Here is a 25,948-nt window from a genome sequence, read left to right as displayed (position 1 = left end):
GCCTCCCGCTCCCTATGGCCGGCCGAGCCGTCGCTCGAGCATGTCGACGAACGGCACCGCGTTGGCGGGCAGCACGTCGAGGTAGAGCCCCGGCTCGGTGATCTCGACCTCGGTCACCAGGAGCTGTCCGTGGTGGCGGAGCAGGTCGATCCGGGCGTAGGACAGCGTCGTCGCGAGGATCGCCTCGGTGGCGGCGTACGCCTGGAGCGCGAGGTCACGCGCCTCGGCGGTCTGGGGGACGGGGGCAACCGTGCCGCCGTACAGCTCGTTGACCCGGAACTCATCGCCCGCTGGAGTCTTGCGCAGCTGGGACACGACGGCGCCGTCGATGATGAACACGGAGGTCTCGCCCTCGGTGCGGACGCTCTCGACCAGCGGCTGGACGAGCCACGGGCCGGTGGTCGCCGGGACCCAGGTGGTCCCGGCACGGACGGCCGTGGCGCCGACGCCCCCAGCCCCCACGGGAGGTTTCACCATCCAGCCGCCCGGCGCGGCAACAGCCGTCCGCGCCTCGGCCTCGGTGCTGGCGACGAGCGTCGGGACCGTCGGGACGCCGGCAGCGGAGAGCTCGAGCAGGTAGGTCTTGTCGGTGTTCCAGGCGAACACGGTGCTGCCGTGCAGCACGGGCACCCCGAGGCCTTCGACCCGCGCACTCCACGCCAGGAATTCGGGCAGCCGGTCCATGTAGTCCCACGGCGAACGTACGGCGACGAGGGCCGCGTCCTCCCACGCGACGGCGGGGTCGTTCCAGATCACCCAGCGCGCGTCGATGTCGCGGGCGGCCAGCTCCCGATCCAACGCCTCGTGGCCGGGCTCTCCGCTCGGCCAGTCGCGTGAGGTCGCCAGCAGCACCCGTGTCATCGGGGTCGGGTCAGACGACGGACGTGGCGAGCCAAGCGACCAGCACCGAGAGCACGATCAGGACCAGGTTGAGCTGGGCGAGCTTGGCCTCGCGGCGGAACAGGTGGAAGAGCGCGGCCAGCACCTGCAGCACGGTCAGGCAGAACGCCGAGGCGATCGCGAGATCCGGGTGGATGTCGAACAGCGGCGGCACGATCAGGGCGATCGCGCCGACGACCTCGAGCAGCCCGATGCCACGAACGCCGGACATGGGGATGGTCGTCCCGGCCCACGACATCATCGGGGCGAGCTGCTCCTGCGATCGGGTGAGCTTCATCGTGCCGGAGTAGGCGTAGAACAGGGCCAGCAGTCCCGCCACGATCCAGTAGGCGATCTCCATGGTGACGAGTGTGGCGCAAACCGGTGCCCGTGCCGAGCACCTCGGCGTCAGACGCGCGGGGCGAGACCGTTGGAGCTGCGGCTGCCGCGCTCGCGACCGAGGACGCGGGCCAGGTCGGAGAGCGGCATCGGACGGTGCATCAGGTAGCCCTGGGCGCGGGCGAACGGCGCGTCCTGGCGCAGCACGGCGAGCTGGTCCTCGCGCTCGATGCCCTCGATGACGGCCTCGAAGTCCATCGACCGGGCCATCAGGATCACCGAGCCGAGCAGCGCTCGGGCGCGGAGGTCGCTGTCGATGTCCTCAGTCAGGGAGGCATCGATCTTCAGGATCTTCGCCGGCAGGTTCTTGAGGTAGCTGATCGAGGAGAAGCCGACCCCGAAGTCGTCGATCGCGAAGGCGACGCCCATCTCGGTGATCGCGTGCATCGCGAGCAGGATCTCCTCGTCGAGCTCGACGCCTTGGCGTTCGGTGATCTCGAGGACCAGCTCCATGTCGCCTAGCGCTTTGGAGGTGCGCTCCACCGTCGTGATGAAGCCCGGGTCGCGGAGCTCGGCCGCCGAGATGTTGACGTTGACGGAGAGCGGTTGCCCGTTCGCGGCGGCGCGCAGGGTCGGCGCGGCGAGGGAGACCTGGTGCATGACGCCCGCCCCGAGCGCGACGATCAGGCCCGTCTCCTCGGCGGCAGCGATGAAGACGTCGGGGGGCACCGGCACGCCGTTGCGGTTCCACCGCGCAAGCGCTTCGACGGCCACGACGTGGCCGGACTTCACGCACACCAGCGGTTGGAAGACCACCCCGATGCCGCCGGAGCGCACCGAGGCGCGGAGGTCGTCGACGAGATCGAGCCGTTCTCGGCGGGCCTCGCTCATCCCGTCCGTGTACTGGACCCAGGTGGCCTTGCCCCGCGCCTTCGCCTCGTACATCGCCAGGTCGGCCTTGCCGAGCACCGAGGTCGCGCTGTCCCCGGCGGTGCCGAAGGCGAGCCCGACGCTGGCGGTCACGGTGACGTGGTGCCGCGCGACGGTGAGCGGCTGACTGACGGCCCGCAGCACGCGTTCGGCCAACAGCGGGATCCGGTCGCTCTCGACGTCCTCGAGCAGGATCGCGAACTCGTCCCCACCGAGCCGGGCGACCGTGTCGCTGGGGCGCACGCACGCCTCGAGCCGCGCGGCCAGCTGCACCAGCGCCTGGTCACCCGCGGCGTGACCGAACCGGTCGTTGATCGGCTTGAAGCCGTCGAGGTCGAGGAAGACCAGCGCCACCGGGATGCCGTGCTGCATGGCGAGGGCGCGGGTGAGCCGGTCGAGCAGGATGCCGCGGTTCGGCAGGTCGGTCAGGGGATCGTGCCGCGCGATGTGGACCATCTCGTTGGTCAGGTCCAACCGAGCGACGGCGTCCGAGGCCACCGCGCCGAGCGCCAGGAGCGCCTGCTCGTCGCTCGCCGTGGTGGCCCGGGCCCGGTCGCGGGAGCGGGCGACCAGCCACTCGTGGTCCTCGCCGAGCTGGATCGGCACGGCGAGCTCGCCCAGCAGCGGAGCCTCTGGCAGGAGTCGCACGTCCGGCAGCAGCAGCACCGACTGGGCGTCGCGGATCAGCGCCTCCTCGACGGACCGGCGGTCGACGTGGGACTGGGCCTGCACGGCGGCGGAGAAGAGCACCCGCAGCCGGCGCGCGTTCTCCCGGCCCCGGGTGACCGCCCGGGTCGCGACCAGCAGCGTCACCAGGGGGACGGCGAGCAGCGTGACCGTCCACCAGGGCGTGGACCGGAGCACGACCGCGCCCAGGTAGCCCAGCGAGTCGAACGTGACGAAGCAGGCCACCGCCACCAAGGTCCCGGGCTGGACCAGCTCGCGGCGGATGCTCGTCTTCGACGCGATCGAGATCGAGATCGCCGAGAGCACGAAGTCGACGACGAAGTACGCCCCGGCGGCGAGCAGGACGGCCCACAGCTCGCGCGGTGTGCCGCTCTGCCCGTTGGCGGCGAGCGTGTAGACCATCGCGGCCAGACCGCCGGAGAGGATCCCGACCCCGATGTTGAAGGCCTTCGAGATCGCCGGTTTCTGGGTGGTCAGCTGGGTCAGCAGGACGCCGATCGACCACGTGACGAGCGCTTCGGAGTCGTTCACGGTGCACAGCAGGAAGATCAGGATGCTGGAGTCGTACCCGACCTCGATCCCGCCGGCGCCGCTGTCCAGGATCATCGGGAAGCGGGCGACGATGGCGATCAGCGGGACGCCGATCAAGGTCGAGACGATGAACTCGTCGCGGATCCCGGTGCTCAGGACATAGAGCGCGGCGGCCGCGAAGACAGCCAGGCCGCTCGCGAGCACGACGAGGTGGTAGCGCCACCTCCGCGCCACGCTCTGCTCCACGGCGGCAGTCTGCCTCACTACGGCTCGGCTTTCGTAGATACCGTCAGACTCGTGGAGATCGTCCCGCTGATCTGGCACGAGCTCGCCCAGGTCGGTGACCCCGAGCGCGCGGCCGCGCAACAGGCCTACATGAAGTCCGCCCTGCCCTACCGAGGGATCAGCAAGGGAGACCTCACCGCGCTGCTCCGCCCGATCCTGTGCGCGTGGCGCCCCGCCGACCGCGACGAGTGGGAGGCGGCGGTCCGGCGGCTCTGGGACGAGGTCACCTTCCGCGAGGAGTGGTACGCCGCCCTCGCGCTGCTCCGTCACCGGCCCGCGGCCGCGTGGCTCGATCGTGACGCCCTCCCGCTGCTGAGGCACGTGATCACGTCCGGCGCGTGGTGGGACGTGGTCGACGAGACCGCCACCCACCCGCTCCGCACCGCCCTCAGCCAGGACCGGGCGGCGGTCGCCCCGGTGCTCTACGAATGGGCGCAGGACGAGGACCTGTGGATGCGCCGCTCCGCGGTGATCTGCCAGATCGGCGCGAAGGAGGACACCGACCTCGACCTGCTCGTTCACGCGATCGAAGCCAACCTGGACGACTCCTCGTTCTGGCTGCGCAAGGCGATCGGCTGGGCGCTGCGGCACTACGCACGGACCGATCCCGACTGGGTCACCGAGCAGGTCGGGATCTGGGACGGACGGCTCTCCGGACTCTCTCGGCGAGAGGCGCTCAAGCACCTCTAGCAACCCCAAAATGGGGCGGAAAATATCGACTCTCTGTACCCAAAATTGCGGTGGTCTATACCCCCCAAATGTGGGGATAAGCGAGATGTGACTTGCCTCTCCCGAACCGGCCGGTGCGAACTTCAACGCGTTCCGCCTCTCGGGAAGTTCGGCGGATCTTCACCTAGCTGAACTGACCGAGAGACAAGGAAAATCATCATGCTGCAGAACGCCCTGAACCGAGTCCGTGCCGGCCGCAAGAGCGACGACGGATTCACCCTCATCGAGCTCCTGATCGTCATCGTCATCCTCGGCATCCTCGCCGGGATCGTCGTGTTCTCCGTCCGCGGAATCCAGGACCGCGGTGAGGCCTCTGCCTGCAAGTCCGAGATCGCCACGGTCGAGACCGCGGTGGAGGCGTACTACGCCAAGTTGGGCGCATACCCGACGATGGCGCAGCTGACCGCGGCTGGGAACGACCAGTTCCTTCGCTCGACCCCGAAGTACGTCACCGCCGTCAACGGGACGACCGGGGCGCTCACGGCCACCGACTGCTCGACCCTCTGAGTATCGCGGGGGGCTGCACATCCCCTGTGCAGCCCCCCGTACCTCTCCAGCCCTCCTGACCAGAGTCCAGTTCGAGACCTCCGAGGTGCCCAGCCATGCACGAACATCTCCTCCGCATCGGTGACCAGATCGACGCACTGCTCCTGACGTTGTGGGACGCGGGCGGTACCGACCTGATGCTCACCGCCGGTCTGCCGCCGATGATCCGGGTCGACGGCAACCTCATCCCGGTCCCGGACAGCCCCGTTCTGAGCGCCCACGACACCGAGGACCTGCTCGCGGACGTGCTGACCCCGGACCAGCTCGCACACTGGAGCACCCAGCACGAGTTTGACTTCTCCTTCACCTGGCGGGAACACGCCCGCATCCGCGGCAACGCGTTCACCCAGCGCGGTCTGACGGCCGTGGCACTCCGGATGATCCCGAAGGAGATCCCCACGCCCGACGCGCTCGGCCTGCCCGCCGTGATGCGGGAGCTCGCACTGCGCCACCAGGGTCTGATCCTGGTCACCGGCCCCACTGGCTCAGGCAAGTCGACCACCCTGGCCAGCCTGATCGACCACATCAACCGCAACCGCGGTTGCCACATCATCACCGTCGAGGACCCGATCGAGTACGTCCACGACCACCAGCAGGCTGCGGTCAACCAGCGCGAGGTCGGCACCGACACCGCCTCGTTCCCCGATGCGCTGCGCAGCGTCCTGCGCGAGGATCCCGACGTCCTCCTGGTCGGCGAGATGCGCGACCTGGAGTCGGTCCAGTTCGCCCTCACCGTCGCCGAGACCGGCCACCTGGTCTTCGCGACGCTGCACACCAACGACACAGCCCAGTCCATCGGGCGCATGATCGACGTCTTCCCCGCCGAGCAGCAGGCCCAGATCCGGGTCCAGCTCGCCGCGGCGCTGAGCTGCGTGGTTTATCAACGCCTGATCCCCAAGATCGGCGGCGGCATGACCGCCGCCTACGAGGTCCTGGTCGCCACGCCGGCGGTGCGCAACCTGATCAAGGAGGGCAAGACGCACCAGCTGCGCAACGCCCTCGTCACCGGGAGCAAGGACGGGATGATCACCCTCGAGTCGGCCCTGTCGACGTTGATCGCCGACGGCGTCGTCAGCGTGGAGGACGCCGTGGTCCGCAGTCTCCACCCGGATGACATCGAGACCCGTCCGCGCATGCTCGCCCCGATGGGTCGGTGAGTCTGATGCGGCGGAAGGATCGGCACTCCACGGTTGCCGTCGTTCCCGCGTCGCGGGAGCAGCTCGACCACCGCCTGGCCACCACCCTGGTCGCCGCCGGGGTCGTCCAGCCCTACCAGCTCGACGGCGCCGGGAGGCCGACCGAGGGCTCGCTCGCCGAACACCTGGTCGAGACGGGCCTGGTCACCGAGGAGCAGATCGCCTCGGTCCAGTCCACGCAGTACGGCGTCGAGCTGCTCGACTTCCGCGATCTGCAGGCCACCCCCGAGGCCCTGACGCTGCTGTCGGCGTCACGAGCGCGCGAGCTGCGGGTGCTGCCACTCGTCGATCGGGACGGGACGGTGGCCCTGGCGGTCGACGATGCCGCGCCCGAGCGGATCGCGGCACTCGAGGCCGAGCTCGGTCGACCGGTGATGTTGGCCGTGGTCACCCGGCGCAACCTGGATCGAGCCCTCTACAACGAGTACAAGGAGACCGACGGCCTCGGCTCGACCGTCGAGGCCTTCGAGGCCCGCGACCTGCTGCGCCGCGAGGCCGCGAGCCTCGAGGCCGCCCAGGTCAACGAGGACGCACCGGTGGTGCGGGTCGTCCAGATGATCATCGTTCAGGGGCTGCGCGATCGCGCCTCCGACATCCACATCGAGCCGGCGGGGGATCGTGTTCGGGTCCGGTTCCGGATCGACGGCGCGCTCGTCGACGTGCTCGACCTGCCGGGCTCCATCGGGCCGGCCGTGGTCAGTCGGGTCAAGGTGCTCGGCTCGATGAACATCGTCGAGCGACGCCGCCCCCAGGACGGCCAGATCTCGATGGAGGTCGACGGTCGCGAACTCGACATCCGGGTCTCCACCACCGCCGTCGTCGGCGGGGAGAAGGTCGTGATGCGGCTCCTCGACAAGAGCCGATCGCTCTACCGGCTCGCGAAGCTCGGCATGCCCGAGGATGTCGCGGATCCGTGGCGCCGACTGCTCCACCAGCCTCACGGGATGCTGGTCTGTGCCGGACCGACAGGCGGTGGCAAGACGACGACGCTCTACGCCTCGCTCGGTGAGCTCAACACCACGGACCGCAACATCATGACGATCGAGGACCCGGTCGAGTACCGGCTCGACTCGATCAACCAGATCCAGATCAACGAACAGGCGGGGATCACCTTCGCCGGCGGTCTTCGCTCCATCCTGCGGCAGGACCCCGACGTGATCCTGGTCGGGGAGATCCGTGACGTCGACACCGCCCGGATCGCGATCCAGTCCGCCCTGACCGGCCACATGGTGCTCTCCTCGTTGCACGCCACCGAAGCGGTCGCGGGGCTGTACCGGCTGATGGACATGGGGATCGAGTCGTTCCTGATCGCCTCGGCGATGAGCGCCGTGGTCGCGCAGCGACTCGTTCGCCGCAGCTGTCCCGACTGTCAGGAGCCGTACCAGCCGACCGCCGAGGAACTCGGATTCCTGCGGGCCTTCGAGGGAGAGGCACCGGTCAGCGGATTCCGTCGCGGCACCGGATGCCCGTTCTGTGCGAACACCGGCTTCCTCGACCGGATCGGGGTCTACGAGTTGCTCCCGGTGACGGACCAGGTCCGTTCCTACATCGTCGACCGGGCACCGCACGACGAGATGCGCAAGCTGGCTCGGGCCGAGGGGATGCGCACCCTGCAGGAGCAGGCAGTCCGCCTGGTCCATGACGGCACGACCACGGCGGCCGAGGTCATGCGCTCCATCTACGTGACAGGAATCTGAGATGCTCAAGTTCGCCTACGCCGGCGTGACGCCTGACGGCGGTCATGTGAAGGGCACGATCAAAGCCACCAGCCGCGGCGACGCCGAGATCGCTCTCTACCAGCAGAGCCTGCGCGACCTCACCGTCAACGAGCGCAAGTCAGTCCTCGCCTACGAGGTTTCCGGTCCTCGGATCAAGCCGGTCCACGTCATGCACCTGTCGCGGCAGATCGCCGCGTTCCTGCGTGCGGGCCTCCCGATCATCGACGCGGTGCATGCGATCGGCGAGGAGTCGGACAACTCCTCGGTCCGACGCATGATGAACCAGATCGAGGACGGCCTGCGAGGCGGCGAACGCTTCTCCGACTGCCTCGACCAGTTCCCGAAAGTCTTCCCGGAGTTCTACCGGGGCATCGTCCGTTCCGCCGAGCTGACCGGCGAGCTCGATTCGGTGCTGGCTCGGCTGTCGCGCTACATCGAGCGCGACCTCGAAGCACGCCGGAAGATCAAGTCGGCGGCGATGTACCCGATGGTGGTCGCCGCGATGTCGGTCGTCACCGTGGTCGTCCTCGCGGTCTACGTGTTGCCGAAGTTCCAGGAGTTCTTCGCCGATCTCGACGCCAAGCTGCCGCTGCCGACCCGGATGATGATGGGCTTCACCGCCTTCATGCAGGAGTGGTGGTGGGCGATCCTCGCCGGCATCGCGGGTGCCGTCCTGCTCTATCTGGTGGCGATGCTGACCGAACGCGGACGATACGTCCGTGATGCGACGCTGCTCAAGCTCCCGGTCATCGGCGAAGCGATCCAGTATGCGTTGGTCGAACGGTTCTGCCGGGTGTTGGCCTCCATGGTCACCGCCGGGGTCAACCTCACAGATTCGTTGGCCGTGACCACAGAGTCGCTGCGAAACCGGGTCTACATCCGCCGGCTCACCGACGCGACCGAGCAGATGCTCGAAGGACAGGGCATCGCCGGTCCATTGCAGCGCACCGACCTGTTCCCCGGAGTAGCGACCCAGATGTTGCGGGTCGGGGAGGACACCGGTTCGTTGGACACCCAGCTGGCGATCACGGCTGAGTACTTCGAAACCGAGCTCGACTACAAGATCGCCAAGCTGACCGCGCTCTTCGAACCAGCGGTGATCATCGCGATGGGTGTCGTCGTCGGATTCGTCGCGGTCGCGCTCGTGTCGGCGATGTACGGGATCTTCACCCAAGTCCAGGTGTGAGATGAAGCTCCGACACTCACGACTGAAGGACGACAGCGGCGAGACCCTGGCCGAGCTGGTCGTGACGATCGCCATCCTCGGAATCGCTGGAGTGGCCGTCCTCGGTTCGGTGATGATGGGGATCAAGGTCTCCGACATCCACCGCAAGACCACCGGTGCCGCCGCCGGCGTCCGGAACTACGTGGAGGCCATCGAGGACTACGTCGCGAACACCGCGGCCGGGTATCAGCCCTGCGCGTCGGCGAACTACTACTCACCCAGCAGGGTCGGGTACGCCCAGCCCGCGGGCTGGGCGGTGTCCCAGACAGCAGCCGTCGCGGTCGGCGGGGCGGGCACCCCCGCCGCCGGTTGCGTCACCACCCCTGCGACGGCGAGCAACTACGACCTCGGAGTCCAGCAGATCACGGTGAAGGTCAACAGCAACGACGGTCGCGGCGCCGAGTCGCTCACCGTCCTCCTGCGCAAGCCGTGTACCTACCGCTGGTCCGACCCGAACCCCGGCGCGAACGGAGCCTGCTCATGAAGGTCCGCGGCGGGCGGCGTGTGCGTCTTGCCGACGAGTCGGGCATCACCCTGATCGAGCTGGTCTTCTGCGTCGGGGTGGTCGGATTCATTGCGGCGGCACTGACCGGGATCATGATCAGCGAACTGCGCAACGATGTTGCCACCGCGGCGCGGATGGACGAGTCGTTCGACGTCCAGTTCGCCACGACGTACTGGCAGCGCGACGTCTCGTCGATCGGACGCCGGGACGCTGCGCCGGAGCGGCCGGAGGACGACCCCTACGCGTTGGTCTACACCACGCAGCAGTCGGTCTTCACCGATGGGTCCAACGCCTGTGACCTCTCCGGGGTTGGTGGCGCGGCGGCGCAGCGCACGGCGATCGTCACCCTGGCCTGGAGCGAGTACGACCCGTCAGCCATCGCCTCGGTGGCCAGCACGACGGACGCGAACGGCGACGGCATCCCCGACGACGACGCGCCGCGGCAGCCGCACGACGTGAAGGTCACCTGGGTCGCCAAGGCGTCCGCCACCGGCGGGGCGCCCTACGAGCTGTGGCGCGTGCGCTGCGGCTACTCCGGTCCGTCGACGGCCCGGTTCGGGCACAACCTTGCCGCCGTCCCGACTGTCGCCTGTACGCCGGCCTGCGCGAGCGTGAGTCCGCTGCCCCGGACCATCACCCTGAATATGGCGAGCCTCGCTGGAACCAACACCGTGCCTTATGCGGCGACCCTCACTGGTGAACGGAGGCAGTCATGAACTGCTCCAGTGCTCTTCGCGTCCTTCGTGGTCGGATCCGGACCGTGGCTCGGGATGCGCGCGACGACGGGGGTGCGGTCCTGGTCCTCGCGCTCCTCGTGATCACCACCATCGCCCTGGTGGCAACCGCCGTCCTGGTCCGGGGCAACGGTGCCCTGCGTACCGGCGTGGTGCTGCGTGACGTCGCAGCGTCGACCTACCAGGCGGACGCGGCCGGCGACATCGTGGTGAACAATCTGCGCACCGGTTATCAGGACACTGCTGGAGGTGGGGCATCGCTTCCGGGAAACAATCCCGCCGACCCGAGCACGCCGTGGAGGTTCACGAACGCCCTGAGCGACGGTTGTTTCGGCCAGGAGGCGACGCCCGGCCCCAACGGAAGCACGGTCTTCGCGAAGGATGGGACTCTGACCCTGACGAACGCCGCCGCAAAGTGGCGGGCCTACGTCGTCTGCAAGGGCGAGCTGGGCACTGGAAGCCAGGGCAGCCACACCCTCGTCACCACCAGGAACCGGCCGAAGTTCGCGGTCGCGGCGCTCAAGCCCCAGTTCGGGAGCGTTCCGGACAACGCGAGCCTCGACCTCCGCTCGACCTACGGCGTGGGCGCCTACTGCAAGGCTCTCGCCGCGCCGGCGAAGCCGAAGCTCAGGATGCCGAGCGGGCGGACGGCACTGTCGACGACCACCGCGACGACGCAGATCCAGACCTCGGCGAGCTTCGGCTACCAGCTGCGGGTGGGGACGGAGCTCGTCCTGACCTCGGGCAACAACACCCAGACGTTCGTGTTGTCGGCCAACGCCGCCTCCACCGACACCACCTTCTCCGTCACGTCCCAGATCGCCAACTTCGGCTACACCGCGAGCACCGACGTGTCGTACGTCCAGGTTCCGCTCTATCTCCAAGGTGATCTGGGTTCGGTCGGCAACCTCTGCAACGAGGGCCCCCTGCGCCTGCGCGGTGGCTCCGTCTACGCCGGCCAGTGCTTCACCGGCGGGGGTAACACGATCACGCTGGATTCGGGGGTGCTGGCCGCTAACACCTGTGGCAACGGCGGCTCGACCGTCACCGATCCGAACTACAAGAGCCTGCTCGAGGTCGACGACCGGGACAACGCGATCACGCCGACACTCCCCACCGTTCGGACGATCCCAGCGGCGACCGACACAGCGGCACTCAATGCGGGCGGGTTCTTGAACGCAGGCACCGCGGTCGCTTCGACGTCCCAGAACGCGTACAAGGACTGCCGGTCCGTCACCACCAAGCAGGTCTTCACCCTGAAGCCGGGCTCGTATCTCAGTGTCGCGGGTCTCAACGGCCTCACCAGCCGTTCCAACTGTGTCGTCTGGTTCATGCCGGGCGTCTACTACTTCGACTTCCGTGACGCGAACACGACGGCCGACCCGCACTACATCCCGCTGAAGTCGGGGCAGCCCGGCGCCGTCGGCTGGCGGATCGAGGCGGGTGTGGTGATCGGTGGAGGGAAGACGGCTCCCGTTCCCACGGCGAACCACATCACCGACTACGGCAGCTGCCCGGGACCGCAGGAAGCGACGATCGACACCAGTTCGTCGGCCAAGATGCAGGCCGATGCCGACGCAGCCGCCGCGGCCGGGGTGCAGTTCATCTTCGGGGGTCAGAGCCAGATGGAGCTCGCCACCGACTACGGCTCGGCCATCGGGTCGGGGCCTCAGGTCGATCTCTGCGGGCGCTACAGCCTCCAGCACCCGCCGATCGTCATCTACGGCAACAAAGTGGGTGCCGGTGACACCACTGGCGGTTCGTCGACGGCTCCGTTGACCTTGTCGACGGTGAACGCCCCGACCACGGCATCGCCGAGCCAGATCACGAATGCCACGGTCTCCTCGGGCGGCGGGTCGGTGAGCGGCAGCGGTTCGACTGCCCGCACCTGGACGCTGCCGTCGTCGGGCACGGCGACCAAGACCTTCACGGTGACGCTGGGCTCGTTCACCCCTTCGGCGACCGTGCCGGCAGGATCGAAGTTGATCAGTGCCACGATCAATGCGACCTACGGGTATCGGAACGCCGGCAACTTCGCCCAGCCGACGATCAACCTGACCCCTGCCGGGGGTTCGGCGATCGGCGCGGTCACGCTACCGGCCAACTCCAGCGGGAACGGGGGAGCGTCGGTCAGGTCGGCCGTGCTCAGTGCCCGTTCCACCGATACCGGTGGCGTGGCCGCTTTCAACGCCCTCAAGACGGCGATCGCGAATAACGGGTTCACCGGGGCGACAGCCCAGTACGTCCAGACGACCACCGGTAACGGAACGTCGAACACGTCGACCTTCGCCGGTGCCCAGGTCGTGCTGACGCTGGCCAAGGACACAGGTTCGCCCGCGACGACGGCGACCAGCGCCACCAGCAGTACCTGGACGACCGGCCCCGGGGCAACGGCATCGTGGAGTTCCACGTCGAACTCCAGCAGGACGGCCACGGTGAATCTGGCAGGCTTCAGCTCGACACCGCCGGCCGGTGCGATCGTCACCGGCGCCACCGTCAGTGTCCTGCACCGGGAGTCCAACAACGGCAGCGGCTCTCCGAACATCAGCCTGTCCGTCGGCTCCAACGCGATCTTCAGTTCGGAGGACCTGAGCGCGAACACCAGCGCCACTCCGGCAGTGAGTTCCTACACCCTCAGCACGAGCGAGGCGGCGGATCTAGCCAGCGCCGTCTTGGCTGATGGGAACTACAACGGGCTCACCCTCGGCTACACGCAGAGCCTCAGCGGGGGCTCGACCGGGACCCCCGTCACGGCGGACGTCGCCGGGGCGAGCATCGCGTTCAGCTACACCCTGCCGGGCCTGCGGCCGCTGACCCTGGGAAGTAGCGGCACCTTCTGGCACGACATGAACGAGTGCAACTGCAACGACAACCCGACCGAGTCGAGCATTCTCCTGATCGATCAGCGGGGAACCAACGGTCTCGTGCAGGACCACAACTTCCAGGGATCGGCTTACTTCGAGGGCACGATCTACGCGCCTCAGGCCGACGCCCGGATCGGCCTGCCCAACGCGAACAACGATCAGGGCAGGCTCGACATCAACGTCGCGCAGAGCTTCGCGGGATGGGGCATCGTGATCCGGTCCGCGTTCATCGAGAGGCCGTACACCGCGACGAACCAGGCGAATGGCGCTCCCTATCTGGGCACGCCGTGGCTCAGCACCGGAGCCGGGCAGGACAGTACGACTGCGCAGTTCCAGGTCTTCCTGTGCACCGACATGACCTCGACCTGCAATGCCACGAGCAACAGTCGCCTGGCCCTCCAGGCGCGGGTCCAGCTGCTCGACGAGGACCGGGACACCACGAGGCGCAGCGTCAGCGTGCTGAGCTGGAGCCATCAACGATGACGGGCACAGAGTGGCTGATCGTGCTGCTCGCCGGTGTCTACGGCCTGGTGATCGGCTCGTTCCTCAACGTGGTGATCTGGCGTGTGCCCCGCGGTGAGTCGGTGGTGCGCCCGCCCTCGGCGTGCCCGCACTGCGGCACCGAGATCCGGGCCCGGCACAACGTGCCGGTGCTCGGCTGGCTGATGCTGCGCGGACGCTGTTACGACTGTGCAGCCCCGATCAGCGTGCGGTACCCGCTGGTCGAGCTCGGCACGGGCCTGCTCTTCGCCGCGGTGGCGGTCCGGTTCATCGACGAGCCTGCCCTCATCCCGGCGTACGTCGTCTTCGCAGCGATCGCGGTGGCGCTGTCCCTCATCGACATCGACGTGCACCGGTTGCCGAACGTGATCGTCCTCCCGGCCTACCCGGTCCTGCTCGCGCTGCTGCTGTTCGACCGGGATCCCGAAGCCCTGGTGCGCGCCGGCATCGCCGGGGTCGCGCTGGTCGCCTTCTTCCTCGCCCTGGCGCTGGCGGTGCCGGGCGGGATGGGCATGGGTGACGTCAAGCTGGCCGGCATCATCGGGGCGATGACGGCCTACCTGTCCTGGGGCGCGTTCCTCACCGGAGTGCTCGCCGCGTTCGTGCTGGGAGCGCTCGTCGGCGTGCTCCTGATCGTGGTGCGACGGGCGGGCAGGGGCAGCGTGGTCCCGTTCGGTCCGTTCCTGCTGGGCGGAGCGATCGCGTCGATCCTCGGCGCCGCCGTCGTGGGGCAGACCTACCTCGCCGCGCTGTAGATCCGGCTGTAGACCCGTGGGTCGAGTGCCTACATGCCGAAGCAGACCAGGCAGCCGGTGGCCGGATGGGGGACGCCCTCCAGGTGCCACAGACTCTGCTGACAGAGCAGATTCTCCAGACTTTCGTTGGAGCCGAGAATCTCCAGGAGGGTGCCGGTGACGTCCTGCTCGTCGTGCTGGGCGTCCTGGGTGTCGGTCGCGGTGTAGGCGCCGTCGATGCTCATGCCGATCTATCGGCTGGGCCGTCGGCCATCAGCGCCAAACGAAGTTAAATCAGTAGACCGTCTCCCAGTCGTCCTTGATGCTCGCCAGCGTCCATCCGAGGCGGGTGCCGACGTCGGTGATCGACTCGGAGTTGTCGGTGGTGATGCCCTCGCCGGCATAGGCGAACTCCCGCTCGGCGTCGTCGTGCACGACCAGCAGAGCCAGCGACGGTCCCTCTCCGGCGGCCGCCCACTCGAGCATCTCGCGGTCGCCGCTGGAGTTGCCTGCCGCGAAGATCGGACGTCGGCCGATCTGGGACTGGATGTTGAGCACCTTCGGCTCGCCCTCGTTGGCGTGGCCCAGCAGGTTCGCGGTGCGGTGCAGCTCCGGACGGCCCTCGGCGTCGCGGCGGAACGTGTAGTCGATCAACGAGCCGACGACGAGCTCGGGCGGGACACCGTAGAGGTCGTGACTGATCGCTCGGACGAACTCGGTGCCGCCACCGGTGATGATCCCGACCGTGAAGTCGCGCGCGCGCAGCTCGGCCATCAGTTCCAGCATCGGGGCGTACGGCTTGCCGGGGGAGCGTGCGATGAACTCCCGCGCCTCCGCCGCGAACTCGGCCGGTGTCTGGTCCTCGAACAGTTCGGTGAGGGCGAAGACGATCCGCTCGAGGCCCAGCTCGCCCATCGCCGCCTGGTCCTGCTTGATCAGGGCGGCGTACTCGGGGCGCTCGGCCAACTCCGGCTTCTCGGCGACCCGGCGCGAGAGCGCGTCGACGAAGAAGTAGAACTGCACGTACTGCGGCCGTTCGGTCCACATCGTGCCGTCGTTGTCGAAGTAGGCCACTCGGTCGCGGACCGGCACGGAGGCCGAGGCGTCGAGGAAGGCGAGGAGCGCGTCGCGGGTTGCGCCCGGACGCCAGGAGGGGAGCAGTGCATCAGACAAGGTTCAGACCTTCCGTTCGGGGACGGGACACACAGCGGAAGCCGATGTGACTCATCCCGGTGTCGATCATCTGGGGGCGACGGGCGGCGGGTCGGTAGCGCAGGCAGTACGAGTCGGCGCACAGGTGGGAGCCGCCCTTGATCACCTTGCGCCCGACCTGGAACTGCGGTTGGGCGGGGTCGTAGCTGCCCTCGAGATCGCCGCCTCGAGGAGCCTCGGGGGCGCAGCACGCGGGCCCGGAGGCCGCGCCGTCAGCGTGCTGGCTGGTCCACCAGTCCTCGGTCCACTCCCAGACGTTGCCGGCCATGTCGAAGAGGCCGAAGTCGTTCGCGGGGAAGCTGCCGACCGGCGCCGTACGCAGGAAACCGCTCTCGCCGGTGCTGCGCCACGGGAAGTCGGGGCCGTCCCAGGTGTTGGCCATGATCCGGCCACCGGGGCGCTTCTCCTCACCCCAGGTGTACGTCGCCCCGTCGATGCCGCCGCGGGCGGCGTACTCCCACTCCGCCTCGGTCGGCAGGGCTCCGCCGGCCCAGGCCGCATAGGCGGCCGCGTCCTCGTGGGCGACGTGGACGACGGGGTGGTCGAGCCGCTTGTCGATCCCGCTGGCCGGACCGTTGGGGTGCTTCCAGCACGCGCCGGGTTTCCAGCGCCACCACTGGGACAGGTGGCGCAGGTCGACCGGCCCACGGGTCGGGGTGAAGACCATCGATCCGGGTTGCAGGTTCTCCGGGGGCGCGTCGGGGAAGGCGGTCGGATCCAGCGTCCGCTCGGCGACGGTCACGTAGCCCGTGGCATCGACGAACGCGGCGAACTGCTCGTTGGTCACCTGGTGGGTGTCGATGGCGAAGGCGCCGACCCGCACGTGCTGGGTCGGCGCCTCCTCCGGGTAGTGCTCGTCGGAGCCCATCCGGAAGGTGCCACCGGGCAGGTGGACCCGGCCGCGATCGTGTGCAGCGTCCGACAAGTCAGCTGGCCCCGGCGGTCGCTTTGAGCTTCGCCATCATCTGGTCGATGGAGAAGCTCGGCGGGATCTGGCGTGCGGGGAACTCCGTCAGCGTTGTCAGCATCTCGCCGACGTACGCCTGGGCGGGGATGAAGAGCCAGATGTGGTCCAGCACCCAGTCCCAGTAGGTGTTCGAGGTGCCGTCGGCCCGCTCATAGGGGTCGGTCTTGAGGTTGAACAGCTTCGGGAAGCGCAGCTCGGTGAACGGCTCCTGCCAGATGCGCAGGGTTCCCGTGGCTCGCTGCTCCAGGAAGACGAACTTCCAGTTGTCGTAACGCAGCGCGGTGAGGTCACCGTCGTCGTTGCTGTAGAAGAAGTGCTTGCGGGGGCTCGTGTCCGTCGCGCCGGTGATGTAGTCGAGCTGGTTGTGCCCGTCGAGGTGCACCTTGTACTCGGTGCCGGCGAGCTCGGTGCCGGCCTTGAGTCGCCCGGCGATGTCGGTGTCCCCGGCAGCAGCCAGCAGGGTCACGAACCAGTCGTTGTGGCTGACGATCCCGTTGAGCACCGTGCCAGGCTCGATCTTCCCGGGCCATCGCACCATCGCCGGCACCCGGTAGGCGCCCTCCCAGTTGGAGTTCTTCTCGCTGCGGAACGGCGTCATGCCGGCGTCGGGCCAGGAGTTCATGTGCGGCCCGTTGTCGGTGGAGTACATCACGATCGTGTTCTCGGCCAGGCCGCTCTCGTCGAGGTAGTCCAGCACCGATCCGACCAGCTTGTCGTGGTCCACCATCACGTCGTGGTACGCCGACTGCCAGCGGCCGGCCTGCCCGCGGGAGCCGTCCTTGATGTGGGTGCGGAAGTGCATGTGGGTGGTGTTGAGCCAGACGAAGAACGGCTTGTCATCGGCCGCGGCGTCGCCCATGAAGCGCAGCGCCTCCGGAGCGAGCTCCTCGTCGATCGTCTTCATCCGCTCCTTGGTGAGGGGGCCGGTGTCCTCCACGCGCTGGGTGCCGTCGCCGTTGGCCCAGGAGTGGATCACCCCGCGCGGCCCGAACCGCTTGCGGAAGTTCGGGAACTCCTCCTCGGTCGGGTAGTCGGGGAGCTCGGGCTCCTCCTCAGCGTTGAGGTGGTACAGGTTGCCGAAGAACTCGTCGAACCCGTGCATGGTCGGCAGGAACTCGTCAAGGTCGCCGAGGTGGTTCTTGCCGAACTGCCCGGTGGCGTAGCCGAGGTTCTTCAAAGCGGTCGCGATGGTCGGGTCCTCGGGCCGGAGACCGAGGTCGGCGCCCGGCATGCCGACCTTGGTCAGACCGGTCCGGTAGGGGTTCTGGCCGGTGATGAAGGCGGCGCGACCGGCGGTGCAGCTCTGCTCGCCGTAGTAGTCGGTGAACCGCACGCCCTCGGCGGCGACCCGGTCGATGTTCGGGGTGCGGTAGCCCATCAGGCCGTCGCTGTAGCAACTGAGATTGCTGATCCCGATGTCATCGCCCCAGATGATCAGGATGTTCGGCTGGTCAGCCATGGTGCTGTGCCTCTTCTCGTGATGTGAGTCGGACCCTGCACTGTCATCCAAGCGCATCGGTCAAGGCCTGCCGGGCCCGGAATTCCGGCGGTGTGAGAAGCGTTCTCGTGGCATGACCGAGAACGACTTCGAACTGACTGCGCCGGCGATCGTCTTCCCGGGCCAGACCGGCCCGGAGTCGGCATATCGGACGGCCTACGACCTGCTGGCCAGGCGTGCACCGGTGGAGGCACTGGCGCTGATCGAGCCGGCGCTGGCCGAGGATCCGACCAACGCGGGGCTGCGCACGCTGCTGGCGTGGGCGTACATGCTGCGCGCCCAGCTGGGCAAGGCGGAAGCCGTCCTGCGCGAGCTGGTCGAGGAGACCCCGGACGACGTCTGGGCGCGGCACGGACTGGGCCGGGTCCTGGAGCGTCAGAACCGTCTGGCCGAAGCCCTGCCGCACCTCAAGATGGCGGCCGTGATGAGCGGTGACGTCGAGCACGAGCTCGCCGTGCTGCGCGTCGAGCGGCAGCTGCTGCTCGCTACCTGACCCGTACGGCCTGCGCGCGGATCTCCGTGGTCGCGCCGGTCCCGGTGACGTAGATCGTCCTCACGCCGGCAGCCTTCGGGGCGACCAGCTTGAGGTGGACCACGCCCGTGCTGCTCGCCCGGGCAGTCTTCCGGCGCTCGCCCCAGCGCACGCTGACCAGCGATCCGGCCGGGAAGCCGATGGCGCGCGCGCTCACCGTGGCACCGCGCCTCACCCGGGTGAGCTGCTTCCCGTCGATCGTGACGAGCACGGCGCGGGCGGCCCGCTTCGTCTTCACCGCGTACGTCGCCGTGGTGCTGCCTCCGGGCGAGGTGGCGGTGCACGTCGTCACCGTCCGCGACGGCACCGCGATCGTGCGGCTCGCCGGCCGGTTGCACCGCACCGTGCCGGCCGAGGCGGCGGGAACGGGGAGCGTCAGCGCCACGCGGGAGGTGTTGGCCCGGACGACGACGGCGCGGGTGGTCAGTCGGGGCGGGACCGCGAGCCGTGGCTGAGCACTGCCGGCAACGCCTGCGGTGGTCGCCATGATCCACGGCGTCACCGACGCGGTGTCGGCGTAGTAACTGTCGGTGGCGCACTCCTCGTCGCCGTACGAGGTGGTGCCGATGATGATCCAGCCGCGGGCGAGCGGTCCACCCGAGTCCCCGCCGCAGGTGCCGTCGGGCCCCGCGTTGTACAACGTGTTGGCATCGGTGGGGCGGACCGTCACCTGGACCGACTTCAGCGTGGGGGAGGTGTCGCCCGAGCCCGACGTCTTGCCCCACCCGAGCGCGGTCGCCACGGTCGGGCCGGTCGGTGAGACGACCGCCAGGTAGGGCTGGGCCACCCCGGTCACGGGCGCGGTCAGGTGCAGCAGACCGACGTCGCCCTCGGCGCTGATCGACGGGTTGAAGAAGTCGGTCGGGGTGTAGGCGGGGTCGGTGTAGACCGCGTCGACGGTGCCGAGCTGGCCGGCCCGGCTGGTGTCGGGGGAGCCGCCGTAGACGGTGAACTGGTCAACCCCGTACGGCGCGTGCGGACTGTTCTCCCCGACCGTGCAGTGCGCAGCGGTGAGCACCCATTGCGGTGCGATCAGGGAGCCGGTGCACTGGCCGACCTCCCGGAACGGCCCGAGACCGCCGAGGTCGATCTCCACCACGACCAGCCACGGCCACTGGGCGGCGTACGCGTTGGGGGAGACGGTGCTGCCGCCCACGATCCGGGGCTCGTCGCGGGCTTCGACCGGGCCAGCCGTCAGGACGGCGGCGGGGACCAGCAGGAGGGCGGCGGCGGCAGTGGCGAGTCGGCGTACCTTCACCTCCGTCTAACGTCGTCCGGCGGCTACCGCTACGGGGCACCTTTCCCGACCACGGCGTCAGCCCCCGATGATCGTGACGGTTTCCGACGATGCGCCGAGGGTGATGGTCACGCGCACCGTGGTGCCTGCCGGGACCGGGGTCCCGGACGACGGCGAGAGAAGAAAACCTTGCATGCCCGCCGGAACCTCCACCTCCGTCGGGAAGTCCAGCAGGTCGGGTCGGTCGGAGCTCAGGTCCACGACCGTTCCTGGTGCCGCCTCGCGAGTGAGCCAGACCTCGATCCGGGGCATCCCCTCGTCCGAGTCTGAACCCCGGTAAGCCTCCGCGAGTCCGGGCCGGACCGCGATGCTCCTGGTCACCGCGTACGGCGCCGGACCGGCGGTCACGCTGGCACCGGTGACGGCGGGGCAGGGGTCCTCCTCGTCGTACGACTCGCAGTACTCGGTGCCGGTCGCCTCGAGGATGAACTCGCCGGTGCTCGAGCCGGCCGGGATCCGGACGTGCCGGGGCACGGTGAGCCAGTCCCCGTCGTACGTCGCCGTGAGCGGGATGAGCAGGTCCGTCGGAGCGGTGCAGCTCACGCTCACGCTCGCCGTGTACGACGTCGGGCCGTCGAGATCGACGCCGCGGTAGATCTCGGTGGGCGTGTTCAAGGTGAGCGTCCGGCAGTTGTTGGGGATGGCCGGACCGACGGTGAACGTGGAGGATTCGACGCTGACTCCGCCGGCGGATGCGCCCACCGAGCCGGTTCCCGCCGTGGCTGCGGTGATCGGGAACTCGACGCTCGACGACCCCGCCGGGACGATCACGGTGGACGGAACGCCGACGCCGTCGGCGTTCAGCGTGACGGTCTCATCGACCGCGGCAGCGGCGACGAGAGCGACCGTTCCCGTGGTCGGTTCGCCGGCGACGACCACGTCTGGTGGGGTGACCGACGCGACCCACGGGTGGAGAGGGACATCGATCTCGTACCCGAAGGTCGGGTACCGCGTCAGGCCGTCGAAGATCACCGAGGTGTGCAGGAACGAGTCCGCAGGGAACCGGGTCAGCGTGAACGCGAGCTGGACGGATCGCTGTCCCCACGCCAGTGACTTCTCGCTGACGAACGTTCCGTTGGTCCAGAACTTCAGTCGGTCGGGCGTGCCGGTCCCGACCGGATGGTCGAGGGTGATGGTGATGCCGACCGTGACCTTCTCGCTGGCCGGATCACGCTGGGCGACGGCCTCGAGGTCGATCGTGTCGCCCTCTCGGAACGCGTGGCTGACCGACCTGGATGCGGTGAGTCGGCGGTTTCCGAGGGTCGCCGTCGCGGTGTAGTCGCCATCGGTGACCGTGCCGCCTGAGGCCCAGACCCGCGTGCTGGCGGAGGTCGACCCGGGAGGGATCTCGATGCTGCTCGTCTGGCCTGCGAAGACGCCGTTGAGCGCGACCGAGACGACCGTGGTCGCATCCGACGTGCCCGTCAGGGTCACGGCCACGTCGGCGAAGTTGGAGCCCTCGGCGATCGTCAGGCTCACCTCGCTCAGGCCGGGCTCGACGGTGAGGGATCCCGTGGTCGACCGGCCACCCTGGGTGGCGCGGACCGTGGTGCGGTAGCTGTGCTCCTCGCCGGTCGGGGTGGCGGCGCTGACGGCGAACGTCGCGGTGCGCGCGCCCGCCTTGACGGTGACTGATCCGGGGACCTGGACCCGCGGGTCGGCCGACGTGAGTGCGATGGCGATCGGCTTCGCAGCCGGGCAGTCGAGCGTCACGGTCCCGGCGCTGGTGTCACCGGCGTGCCCCGGTCCAGCGAAGGTCAGCGATCGCAGGACGGCTGTCGGGTAGCACGGCGTCGGACGGACGCTGAGGGATGCCCGCGCAGTGCGCCCCTTGAAGGTCGCCGACAGTCGGACGCTCCTGGAGGCCGCGGTCGGCGAGGTGGTGACGGTGAAGGTCTGCTTCTTCTTCCCCTTCGGGACGACCACGGTTCGCGGTGCGCCGGCGCCGGCTCCGGCGAGGATCGTCACCTTCGCCTTCTTCGGCGTGGCGCAGCTGATCGAGACGGTGGCGACGGTGCTGGTTCCCCCGGAGACGCTCGCCTTGGCGACCGCCAACGATCTCATCACCGGGGAGCACGCTCCGGCGGCCGCGGGGCCGCTGATCGCGATGGCGGGGAAGGCCGACGCGGTGAGGACGAGAAGCCCGACGAGGCACCGTCGGAAGATTCGGGACAACATTCACTCCAGGTGCAGAGGGGCCGCACGTGCACGCCGGGAGCGACCGATCCTAGGTGCTGGCTGTGTGTCGCCGCGGGGATTCCTGTGAACTTCGGGCACTGGGTGCCGCGACACGTTCGGTGGCGGACGGTCGGCCCGATCCCGCGCTACGTTGGGGGCATGGTCCTCCACGACGACGCCGCACCTGAGTTCTGGTTCTGCCTCAACCACCACACGGTGGAGGGACGCGAAGGCTGCAAGGCCAAGGACCGCCTCGGCCCGTTCGCGACGCGCGACGAAGCCGAGCACGCGCTCGGCAAGGTCGAGGAGCGCAACGACCAGGCCGACGCCTACGACCGCGACGAGGACGACTAGAGCCAGCCGTTCTCCTCGGCGATCCTGACCGCCTCGGCCCGGGTCGCCGCGCCCGTCTTGCCGATCGCCGCGGACAGGTGGTTGCGCACGGTCCCTTCGGAGAGGAACAGCTCCGTAGCCAGGGCCGCGGCACTGCCGCCCGCCCGGGCCGCACGCAGCACCTCCGCCTCGCGCGGGGTCAGCGGGGACTCGCCGGCGATCAGGCTGTCGGTCGCCAGCTGGGGATCGACCACCCGCAGTCCGGCCTGCACCTTCCGTACGGCGTCGGCGAGGGCGGCCGCGGGCGTGTCCTTGACGACGAAGCCACTGGCCCCGGCCTGCAGCGCCCGACGCAGGAACCCCGGTCGGCCGAAGGTGGTCACGATCAGCACGCGCGTCTCGGGCGCTGCGTCGCGCACCGCGGCGGCGGCGGTGATCCCGTCCATGCCGGGCATCTCGACGTCGAGCAGGGCCACGTCGGGTCGGTGCTCCAGGACTGCCGGGACCACCTCGGAGCCGTCGCCCACCTCGGCGACCACGGTGAGGTCCGGCTCCAGGTTGAGCAGTGCGGCCAGGGCGCCGCGGACCAGCGCCTGGTCGTCGGCGAGGAGCAGTCGGATCGGTCGACTCATGCGTGCACCTCCAGGCAGAAGCCGGGGGAGAGGTTGCGCGTGGTGACGGTCCCGCCGAGGGCGGTCGCCCGCTCGCGCAGGCCGAGCAGCCCGGAGCCCGGGCCGGAGGTCGCGGCGCCGACGCCGTCGTCGACGACGGCCACCCGATCGGCGGCCAGCTCGATGGTGCACCGCTGGGCGCTCGAGTGGCGCAGCACGTTGGTGACGCCTTCACGCACCGTCCAGGCGAAGAGCTCACGCAGGTCGCTGGGCACCATGTCGGTGGACTGCGGCAGGTCAGGGGTGATCTCGGCTGCGGCCAGGGCGGCGCGGGCGCGGGCGAGCTCCCCGGGCAGGGTGAGGTCGCGGTAGCCCTCCACGGCACGACGGACGTCGGCCAGGGCGTCGCGGGAGAGACGTTCGAGGTCGGCGACCTCGCGGCGTGCCCCCTCCGGGTCGACGTCGATCAGCCGCTGGGCGAGCTCGGCCTTGATCGTGATCACGGTCAAGGAGTGGCCGAGGATGTCGTGCAGGTCGCGGGCGAACCGGTTGCGTTCGTTGTCGACGGCGAGCCGGGCGTTGGCCTCCTGCGCGCGGAAGAGCTCGGTGTTGCGGCTCATCACGGTCCGCATCCCGAAGACGGCGATCGAGGCGGCCGCGATCCCGAAGGCGGTGCCGACCTGCTCACCCCAGCCCGGCAGGGCGCTGGAGGCCAACGTGGCCACGAGGAGCACCAGCACCGCGGGCAGCGCGACCCGGAGCGGGCAGGTCATCACCAGGGCGACGGCGATGTAGACCACGGCCGCCATGCCGTTCTCGCCCAGGCAGAGGATCATCACCGCGGCGAGGACGACCAGACCGCCGAGGTAGGGCAGGGAGAAGGAGAGCGGCGCCGTCCGTGCGAGGCGACGGGGGTCGGCCCGGGCGCGCAACCACAGCCACATGTAGAGCGCGCCGAAGGCGATCGTGGCGAGCATGCCGACGATCCCGGCGAGCTCGTCGCGGTGTCGCCAGCCCTCGAGCAGCGGGGTGAGCAGGAAGAAGAGCCAGATGCCGGCGAGCCACGGTCCGGCCCACCGAGGTCGACCGGACTCCGGGCAGGACTCGCCGTTCGTCGACGCGTTCACACCCGGGCCGTGTCCTTGCTCATCCGCCACGCGGCACCACCGACGAAGATCGCGAACCAGGCCACGGCGTTGAGGATCGCATACCAGGGCAGCTCGTGGGTGAGCGGAGCGCGGACGATCTCGGCGACGCCGTACATCGGGGTCCAGTGCGCGATCTGCTGGACGACCTCGGGGTAGTTCTCCAGCGGGATGAAGACACCGCCCAGGAAGCTGACGATCGCCAGACCGGGCCCGAGGATCTGCATCGCGTTCTCGCCGGGCACGACGAAGCCGATGAAGAGGCCGAGGGCCGCGAACGTGACCGTGCAGAGCAGGGCGAGCACGGCACCGGAGATCCACACCCCGAGCGGCATCTCGGCCTTGCCCATCGCGATCCCGGTGAGGTTGACCACGGTGATGGCGAGCGCGCCCATCGCCAGGGCGATGACGGTCTTCATCAGGACGTAGGAGACCGGGTTGAGCGGCGTGAGCCGGAGCTGGCGCGACCAGCCCAGCGCCCGCTCGAGGGCGACCATCGAGCCGGTCGCGGCCGAGGTCAGCGCGGCGGCGTAGAGCGCCATCGAGAGCAGGATGTACGCCGCCACGTTGCCCGACCCGGCCGGCTCCTGCCAGCCGTCCTGGGCGCCGAAGATCAGCACCAGGATCGCCGGCATCAGCAAGGTGAAGATGATCGTGCGACGGTTGCGCAGCATCCGGCGCAGCTCGATCGCGAGCACGGTGAGGTTGAAGCCACCGAGCGCAGGGACCCGGCGGGTGGACACGTCGAGTCGGTCGAGGGTGCTCATCGCTGGTCTCCTGTCAGGGCGAGGAACGCGTCCTCGAGGTTCTTGCTGGTGATCTCCAGGTCGCGCGCACCGGGCTGGGCGAGCAGGTAGCGGGCGACGTCGTCGCTCTCCTTGGCGTGGACCATCACCTGGTCCCCCCGCTGCTCGACCTCGTCGACCCCGGGCAGCGAACGCAGCCGGGCGAGCGCCTCGACCTCGGCCCCCGCCCAGGTCACCCTCAGGGTGCGGCCCGCTGCCAGCGCGCGGATCTCCGAGCCCGTGCCGTCGGCCACGATCCGGCCGTTGCTGACCAGGATGATCCGGTCGGCGTACTGGTCAGCCTCCTCGAGGTAGTGGGTCGCGAACAGCACGGTGCGGCCGTCCTGGGCGTCGGCGCGGATCGCGTTCCAGAACGTGCGTCGTCCCTCGACGTCCATGCCCGTGGTGGGCTCGTCAAGGAGGAGGAGCGCGGGGTTGGGCAGCAGGGCCATCGCGAACCGGAGCCGCTGCTGTTCGCCGCCCGAGCACTTGCCGACCTTGCGATCGGCGATCGAGGAGATCCCCGCTCCTGCGAGCGCGTCGTCGACGTCGATCGTGTCGGCGAAGAGCGAGGCGGTGTAGGCCACCGTCTCGCGCACGGTGAGGTCCTTGAGCAGGCCGCCGGTCTGCATGACCGCGGAGACGAGGCCGCGGGCGATCGCCTGCCGCGGGGCGAGACCGAGCACCTCGACCTGGCCGGCCGTGGGGGCGGAGAGCCCCAGGATCATGTCGATCGTGGTGGTCTTCCCGGCGCCGTTGGGTCCGAGGAAGGCGACCACCTCACCCCGGCGCAGCTCCAGGTCGATGCCGCGCACCGCCTCGACCGGACCGAACGTCTTGCGCGCCCCGGCGAGCCGGACCGCCGGCGCCGTGGTGCTCATCGTCGTGCTCGTCATGGCTCCAGCCTGACCGAACGGGGCCCGGAAGGCCCGGGCCAAGCCTCACGATCGATCCGTGACATCCGTCATGGATCGGGGCCGAACGGGT

General features: G+C 69.3%; 24 protein-coding genes. 11 read left to right on the top strand and 13 right to left on the bottom strand.

The annotated features are described in order from the left end of the window. Positions 1–12: 12 nt before the first annotated feature. The 3 genes from ACZ5J1_RS08795 to ACZ5J1_RS08785 are packed head-to-tail and all read right to left on the bottom strand — an operon-like array spanning position 13 to position 3,612. Positions 13–861 (bottom strand): ATP-grasp domain-containing protein, encoded by an 849-nt coding sequence (locus ACZ5J1_RS08795; protein WP_464564447.1) that lies wholly within the window; start codon positions 859–861, stop codon positions 13–15. A 10-nt stretch (positions 862–871) separates the two neighbouring features. Then, positions 872–1,240: a DoxX family protein gene (locus ACZ5J1_RS08790; protein ID WP_464564445.1), complete on the bottom strand. Its 369-nt coding sequence runs from the start codon at positions 1,238–1,240 to the stop codon at positions 872–874. Between the two features lie 47 nt (positions 1,241–1,287). Then, complete coding sequence (locus tag ACZ5J1_RS08785; protein ID WP_464564443.1) at positions 1,288–3,612, bottom strand: putative bifunctional diguanylate cyclase/phosphodiesterase; 2,325 nt, start codon at positions 3,610–3,612, stop codon at positions 1,288–1,290. A 51-nt stretch (positions 3,613–3,663) separates the two neighbouring features. Between ACZ5J1_RS08785 and ACZ5J1_RS08780 the strand changes: the two genes are divergently transcribed. The 9 genes from ACZ5J1_RS08780 (at position 3,664) to ACZ5J1_RS08740 (ending at position 14,424) form a co-directional block, all read left to right on the top strand. Next, on the top strand, positions 3,664–4,341 hold the full coding sequence (locus ACZ5J1_RS08780) for a DNA alkylation repair protein (RefSeq protein WP_464564441.1): 678 nt from the start codon (positions 3,664–3,666) through the stop codon (positions 4,339–4,341). A gap of 198 nt (positions 4,342–4,539) precedes the next feature. Further along, positions 4,540–4,887 carry a type II secretion system protein gene (locus ACZ5J1_RS08775; RefSeq protein WP_464564439.1) on the top strand — a complete coding sequence of 116 codons (348 nt, stop codon included), beginning with the start codon at positions 4,540–4,542 and terminating at the stop codon, positions 4,885–4,887. 95 nt (positions 4,888–4,982) lie between these two features. After that, positions 4,983–6,083 carry a type IV pilus twitching motility protein PilT gene (locus tag ACZ5J1_RS08770; RefSeq protein WP_464564437.1) on the top strand — a complete coding sequence of 367 codons (1,101 nt, stop codon included), beginning with the start codon at positions 4,983–4,985 and terminating at the stop codon, positions 6,081–6,083. Positions 6,084–6,088: 5 nt separating this feature from the next. Next, the gene (locus ACZ5J1_RS08765) at positions 6,089–7,819 is read left to right on the top strand and encodes a GspE/PulE family protein (RefSeq protein WP_464564435.1); all 1,731 of its coding nucleotides are present in this window, start codon (positions 6,089–6,091) and stop codon (positions 7,817–7,819) included. 1 nt (position 7,820) lies between these two features. Next, positions 7,821–9,026 (top strand): type II secretion system F family protein, encoded by a 1,206-nt coding sequence (locus tag ACZ5J1_RS08760; RefSeq protein ID WP_464564433.1) that lies wholly within the window; start codon positions 7,821–7,823, stop codon positions 9,024–9,026. 1 nt (position 9,027) lies between these two features. Continuing rightward, positions 9,028–9,549 carry a type II secretion system protein gene (locus ACZ5J1_RS08755; protein WP_464564431.1) on the top strand — a complete coding sequence of 174 codons (522 nt, stop codon included), beginning with the start codon at positions 9,028–9,030 and terminating at the stop codon, positions 9,547–9,549. Further along, complete coding sequence (locus ACZ5J1_RS08750; RefSeq protein ID WP_464564429.1) at positions 9,546–10,286, top strand: hypothetical protein; 741 nt, start codon at positions 9,546–9,548, stop codon at positions 10,284–10,286. The genes ACZ5J1_RS08755 and ACZ5J1_RS08750 overlap by 4 nt, the downstream gene beginning before the upstream one ends. Before the next feature lie 44 nt (positions 10,287–10,330). Further along, positions 10,331–13,651, top strand: coding sequence for a hypothetical protein (locus ACZ5J1_RS08745; RefSeq protein ID WP_464564427.1), 3,321 nt, complete (start codon positions 10,331–10,333; stop codon positions 13,649–13,651). Beyond that, positions 13,648–14,424 (top strand): prepilin peptidase, encoded by a 777-nt coding sequence (locus tag ACZ5J1_RS08740; RefSeq protein WP_464564425.1) that lies wholly within the window; start codon positions 13,648–13,650, stop codon positions 14,422–14,424. Before ACZ5J1_RS08745 ends, ACZ5J1_RS08740 begins: the two co-directional genes overlap by 4 nt. Positions 14,425–14,453: 29 nt before the next feature. Here the strand turns inward: ACZ5J1_RS08740 and ACZ5J1_RS08735 are convergent, their stop codons facing one another. The 4 genes from ACZ5J1_RS08735 to ACZ5J1_RS08720 are packed head-to-tail and all read right to left on the bottom strand — an operon-like array spanning position 14,454 to position 18,041. Then, positions 14,454–14,648, bottom strand: a complete 195-nt coding sequence (locus ACZ5J1_RS08735) for a hypothetical protein (RefSeq protein ID WP_464564424.1) — start codon at positions 14,646–14,648, stop codon at positions 14,454–14,456. A gap of 49 nt (positions 14,649–14,697) precedes the next feature. After that, on the bottom strand, positions 14,698–15,576 hold the full coding sequence (locus ACZ5J1_RS08730; protein ID WP_464564422.1) for an HAD family hydrolase: 879 nt from the start codon (positions 15,574–15,576) through the stop codon (positions 14,698–14,700). Next, positions 15,569–16,540 carry a formylglycine-generating enzyme family protein gene (locus ACZ5J1_RS08725; protein WP_464564420.1) on the bottom strand — a complete coding sequence of 324 codons (972 nt, stop codon included), beginning with the start codon at positions 16,538–16,540 and terminating at the stop codon, positions 15,569–15,571. Before ACZ5J1_RS08725 ends, ACZ5J1_RS08730 begins: the two co-directional genes overlap by 8 nt. A 1-nt stretch (position 16,541) precedes the next feature. Continuing rightward, a complete protein-coding gene (locus ACZ5J1_RS08720; RefSeq protein ID WP_464564418.1) occupies positions 16,542–18,041 on the bottom strand; it encodes an arylsulfatase in 1,500 nt (499 codons plus the stop codon). A 112-nt stretch (positions 18,042–18,153) separates the two neighbouring features. Here ACZ5J1_RS08720 and ACZ5J1_RS08715 point away from each other — a divergent pair, with 112 nt between their 5' ends. Then, positions 18,154–18,573 carry a tetratricopeptide repeat protein gene (locus tag ACZ5J1_RS08715; protein WP_464564416.1) on the top strand — a complete coding sequence of 140 codons (420 nt, stop codon included), beginning with the start codon at positions 18,154–18,156 and terminating at the stop codon, positions 18,571–18,573. On the opposite strand, the gene ACZ5J1_RS08710 is transcribed toward ACZ5J1_RS08715, so the two are convergent. Together ACZ5J1_RS08710 and ACZ5J1_RS08705 are read right to left on the bottom strand one after the other, a co-directional pair. After that, complete coding sequence (locus ACZ5J1_RS08710; RefSeq protein WP_464564414.1) at positions 18,566–19,870, bottom strand: S1 family peptidase; 1,305 nt, start codon at positions 19,868–19,870, stop codon at positions 18,566–18,568. The genes ACZ5J1_RS08715 and ACZ5J1_RS08710 overlap by 8 nt on opposite strands. A 57-nt stretch (positions 19,871–19,927) precedes the next feature. Further along, the gene (locus ACZ5J1_RS08705; RefSeq protein ID WP_464564413.1) at positions 19,928–22,087 is read right to left on the bottom strand and encodes a hypothetical protein; all 2,160 of its coding nucleotides are present in this window, start codon (positions 22,085–22,087) and stop codon (positions 19,928–19,930) included. Between the two features lie 159 nt (positions 22,088–22,246). Here ACZ5J1_RS08705 and ACZ5J1_RS08700 point away from each other — a divergent pair, with 159 nt between their 5' ends. Then, positions 22,247–22,441 carry a hypothetical protein gene (locus ACZ5J1_RS08700; protein ID WP_464564411.1) on the top strand — a complete coding sequence of 65 codons (195 nt, stop codon included), beginning with the start codon at positions 22,247–22,249 and terminating at the stop codon, positions 22,439–22,441. Here ACZ5J1_RS08700 and ACZ5J1_RS08695 read toward each other — a convergent pair. Genes ACZ5J1_RS08695 through ACZ5J1_RS08680 form a run of 4 tightly spaced genes read right to left on the bottom strand, consistent with a single transcriptional unit; the run spans position 22,438 to position 25,857 of the window. Then, positions 22,438–23,052 carry a response regulator transcription factor gene (locus ACZ5J1_RS08695; protein ID WP_464564409.1) on the bottom strand — a complete coding sequence of 205 codons (615 nt, stop codon included), beginning with the start codon at positions 23,050–23,052 and terminating at the stop codon, positions 22,438–22,440. The genes ACZ5J1_RS08700 and ACZ5J1_RS08695 overlap by 4 nt on opposite strands. Beyond that, positions 23,049–24,158 carry a sensor histidine kinase gene (locus ACZ5J1_RS08690; protein ID WP_464564407.1) on the bottom strand — a complete coding sequence of 370 codons (1,110 nt, stop codon included), beginning with the start codon at positions 24,156–24,158 and terminating at the stop codon, positions 23,049–23,051. The genes ACZ5J1_RS08695 and ACZ5J1_RS08690 overlap by 4 nt, the downstream gene beginning before the upstream one ends. Next, positions 24,155–24,943, bottom strand: coding sequence for an ABC transporter permease (locus tag ACZ5J1_RS08685; RefSeq protein WP_464564405.1), 789 nt, complete (start codon positions 24,941–24,943; stop codon positions 24,155–24,157). Before ACZ5J1_RS08685 ends, ACZ5J1_RS08690 begins: the two co-directional genes overlap by 4 nt. Further along, on the bottom strand, positions 24,940–25,857 hold the full coding sequence (locus ACZ5J1_RS08680) for an ABC transporter ATP-binding protein (RefSeq protein ID WP_464564403.1): 918 nt from the start codon (positions 25,855–25,857) through the stop codon (positions 24,940–24,942). The genes ACZ5J1_RS08685 and ACZ5J1_RS08680 overlap by 4 nt, the downstream gene beginning before the upstream one ends. Between the last annotated feature and the right edge of the window lie 91 nt (positions 25,858–25,948).

It is taken from the genome of Nocardioides sp. JCM 18999 (genome assembly GCF_055391175.1).
The sequence above is the reverse complement of the archived record's forward strand: the minus strand, read 5'-3'. Positions and strand labels throughout refer to the sequence as shown.

Coding starts and splice junctions, on each gene's coding strand:
- ACZ5J1_RS08705 (WP_464564413.1), bottom strand. CDS start 22,087: ATGTTGTCCCGAATCTTCCGACGGTGCCTCGTCGGGCTTCTCGTCCTC.
- ACZ5J1_RS08695 (WP_464564409.1), bottom strand. CDS start 23,052: ATGAGTCGACCGATCCGACTGCTCCTCGCCGACGACCAGGCGCTGGTC.
- ACZ5J1_RS08735 (WP_464564424.1), bottom strand. CDS start 14,648: ATGAGCATCGACGGCGCCTACACCGCGACCGACACCCAGGACGCCCAG.
- ACZ5J1_RS08795 (WP_464564447.1), bottom strand. CDS start 861: ATGACACGGGTGCTGCTGGCGACCTCACGCGACTGGCCGAGCGGAGAG.
- ACZ5J1_RS08790 (WP_464564445.1), bottom strand. CDS start 1,240: ATGGAGATCGCCTACTGGATCGTGGCGGGACTGCTGGCCCTGTTCTAC.
- ACZ5J1_RS08755 (WP_464564431.1), top strand. CDS start 9,028: ATGAAGCTCCGACACTCACGACTGAAGGACGACAGCGGCGAGACCCTG.
- ACZ5J1_RS08720 (WP_464564418.1), bottom strand. CDS start 18,041: ATGGCTGACCAGCCGAACATCCTGATCATCTGGGGCGATGACATCGGG.
- ACZ5J1_RS08775 (WP_464564439.1), top strand. CDS start 4,540: ATGCTGCAGAACGCCCTGAACCGAGTCCGTGCCGGCCGCAAGAGCGAC.
- ACZ5J1_RS08740 (WP_464564425.1), top strand. CDS start 13,648: ATGACGGGCACAGAGTGGCTGATCGTGCTGCTCGCCGGTGTCTACGGC.
- ACZ5J1_RS08685 (WP_464564405.1), bottom strand. CDS start 24,943: ATGAGCACCCTCGACCGACTCGACGTGTCCACCCGCCGGGTCCCTGCG.
- ACZ5J1_RS08760 (WP_464564433.1), top strand. CDS start 7,821: ATGCTCAAGTTCGCCTACGCCGGCGTGACGCCTGACGGCGGTCATGTG.
- ACZ5J1_RS08680 (WP_464564403.1), bottom strand. CDS start 25,857: ATGACGAGCACGACGATGAGCACCACGGCGCCGGCGGTCCGGCTCGCC.
- ACZ5J1_RS08715 (WP_464564416.1), top strand. CDS start 18,154: ATGACCGAGAACGACTTCGAACTGACTGCGCCGGCGATCGTCTTCCCG.
- ACZ5J1_RS08770 (WP_464564437.1), top strand. CDS start 4,983: ATGCACGAACATCTCCTCCGCATCGGTGACCAGATCGACGCACTGCTC.
- ACZ5J1_RS08750 (WP_464564429.1), top strand. CDS start 9,546: ATGAAGGTCCGCGGCGGGCGGCGTGTGCGTCTTGCCGACGAGTCGGGC.
- ACZ5J1_RS08700 (WP_464564411.1), top strand. CDS start 22,247: ATGGTCCTCCACGACGACGCCGCACCTGAGTTCTGGTTCTGCCTCAAC.
- ACZ5J1_RS08765 (WP_464564435.1), top strand. CDS start 6,089: ATGCGGCGGAAGGATCGGCACTCCACGGTTGCCGTCGTTCCCGCGTCG.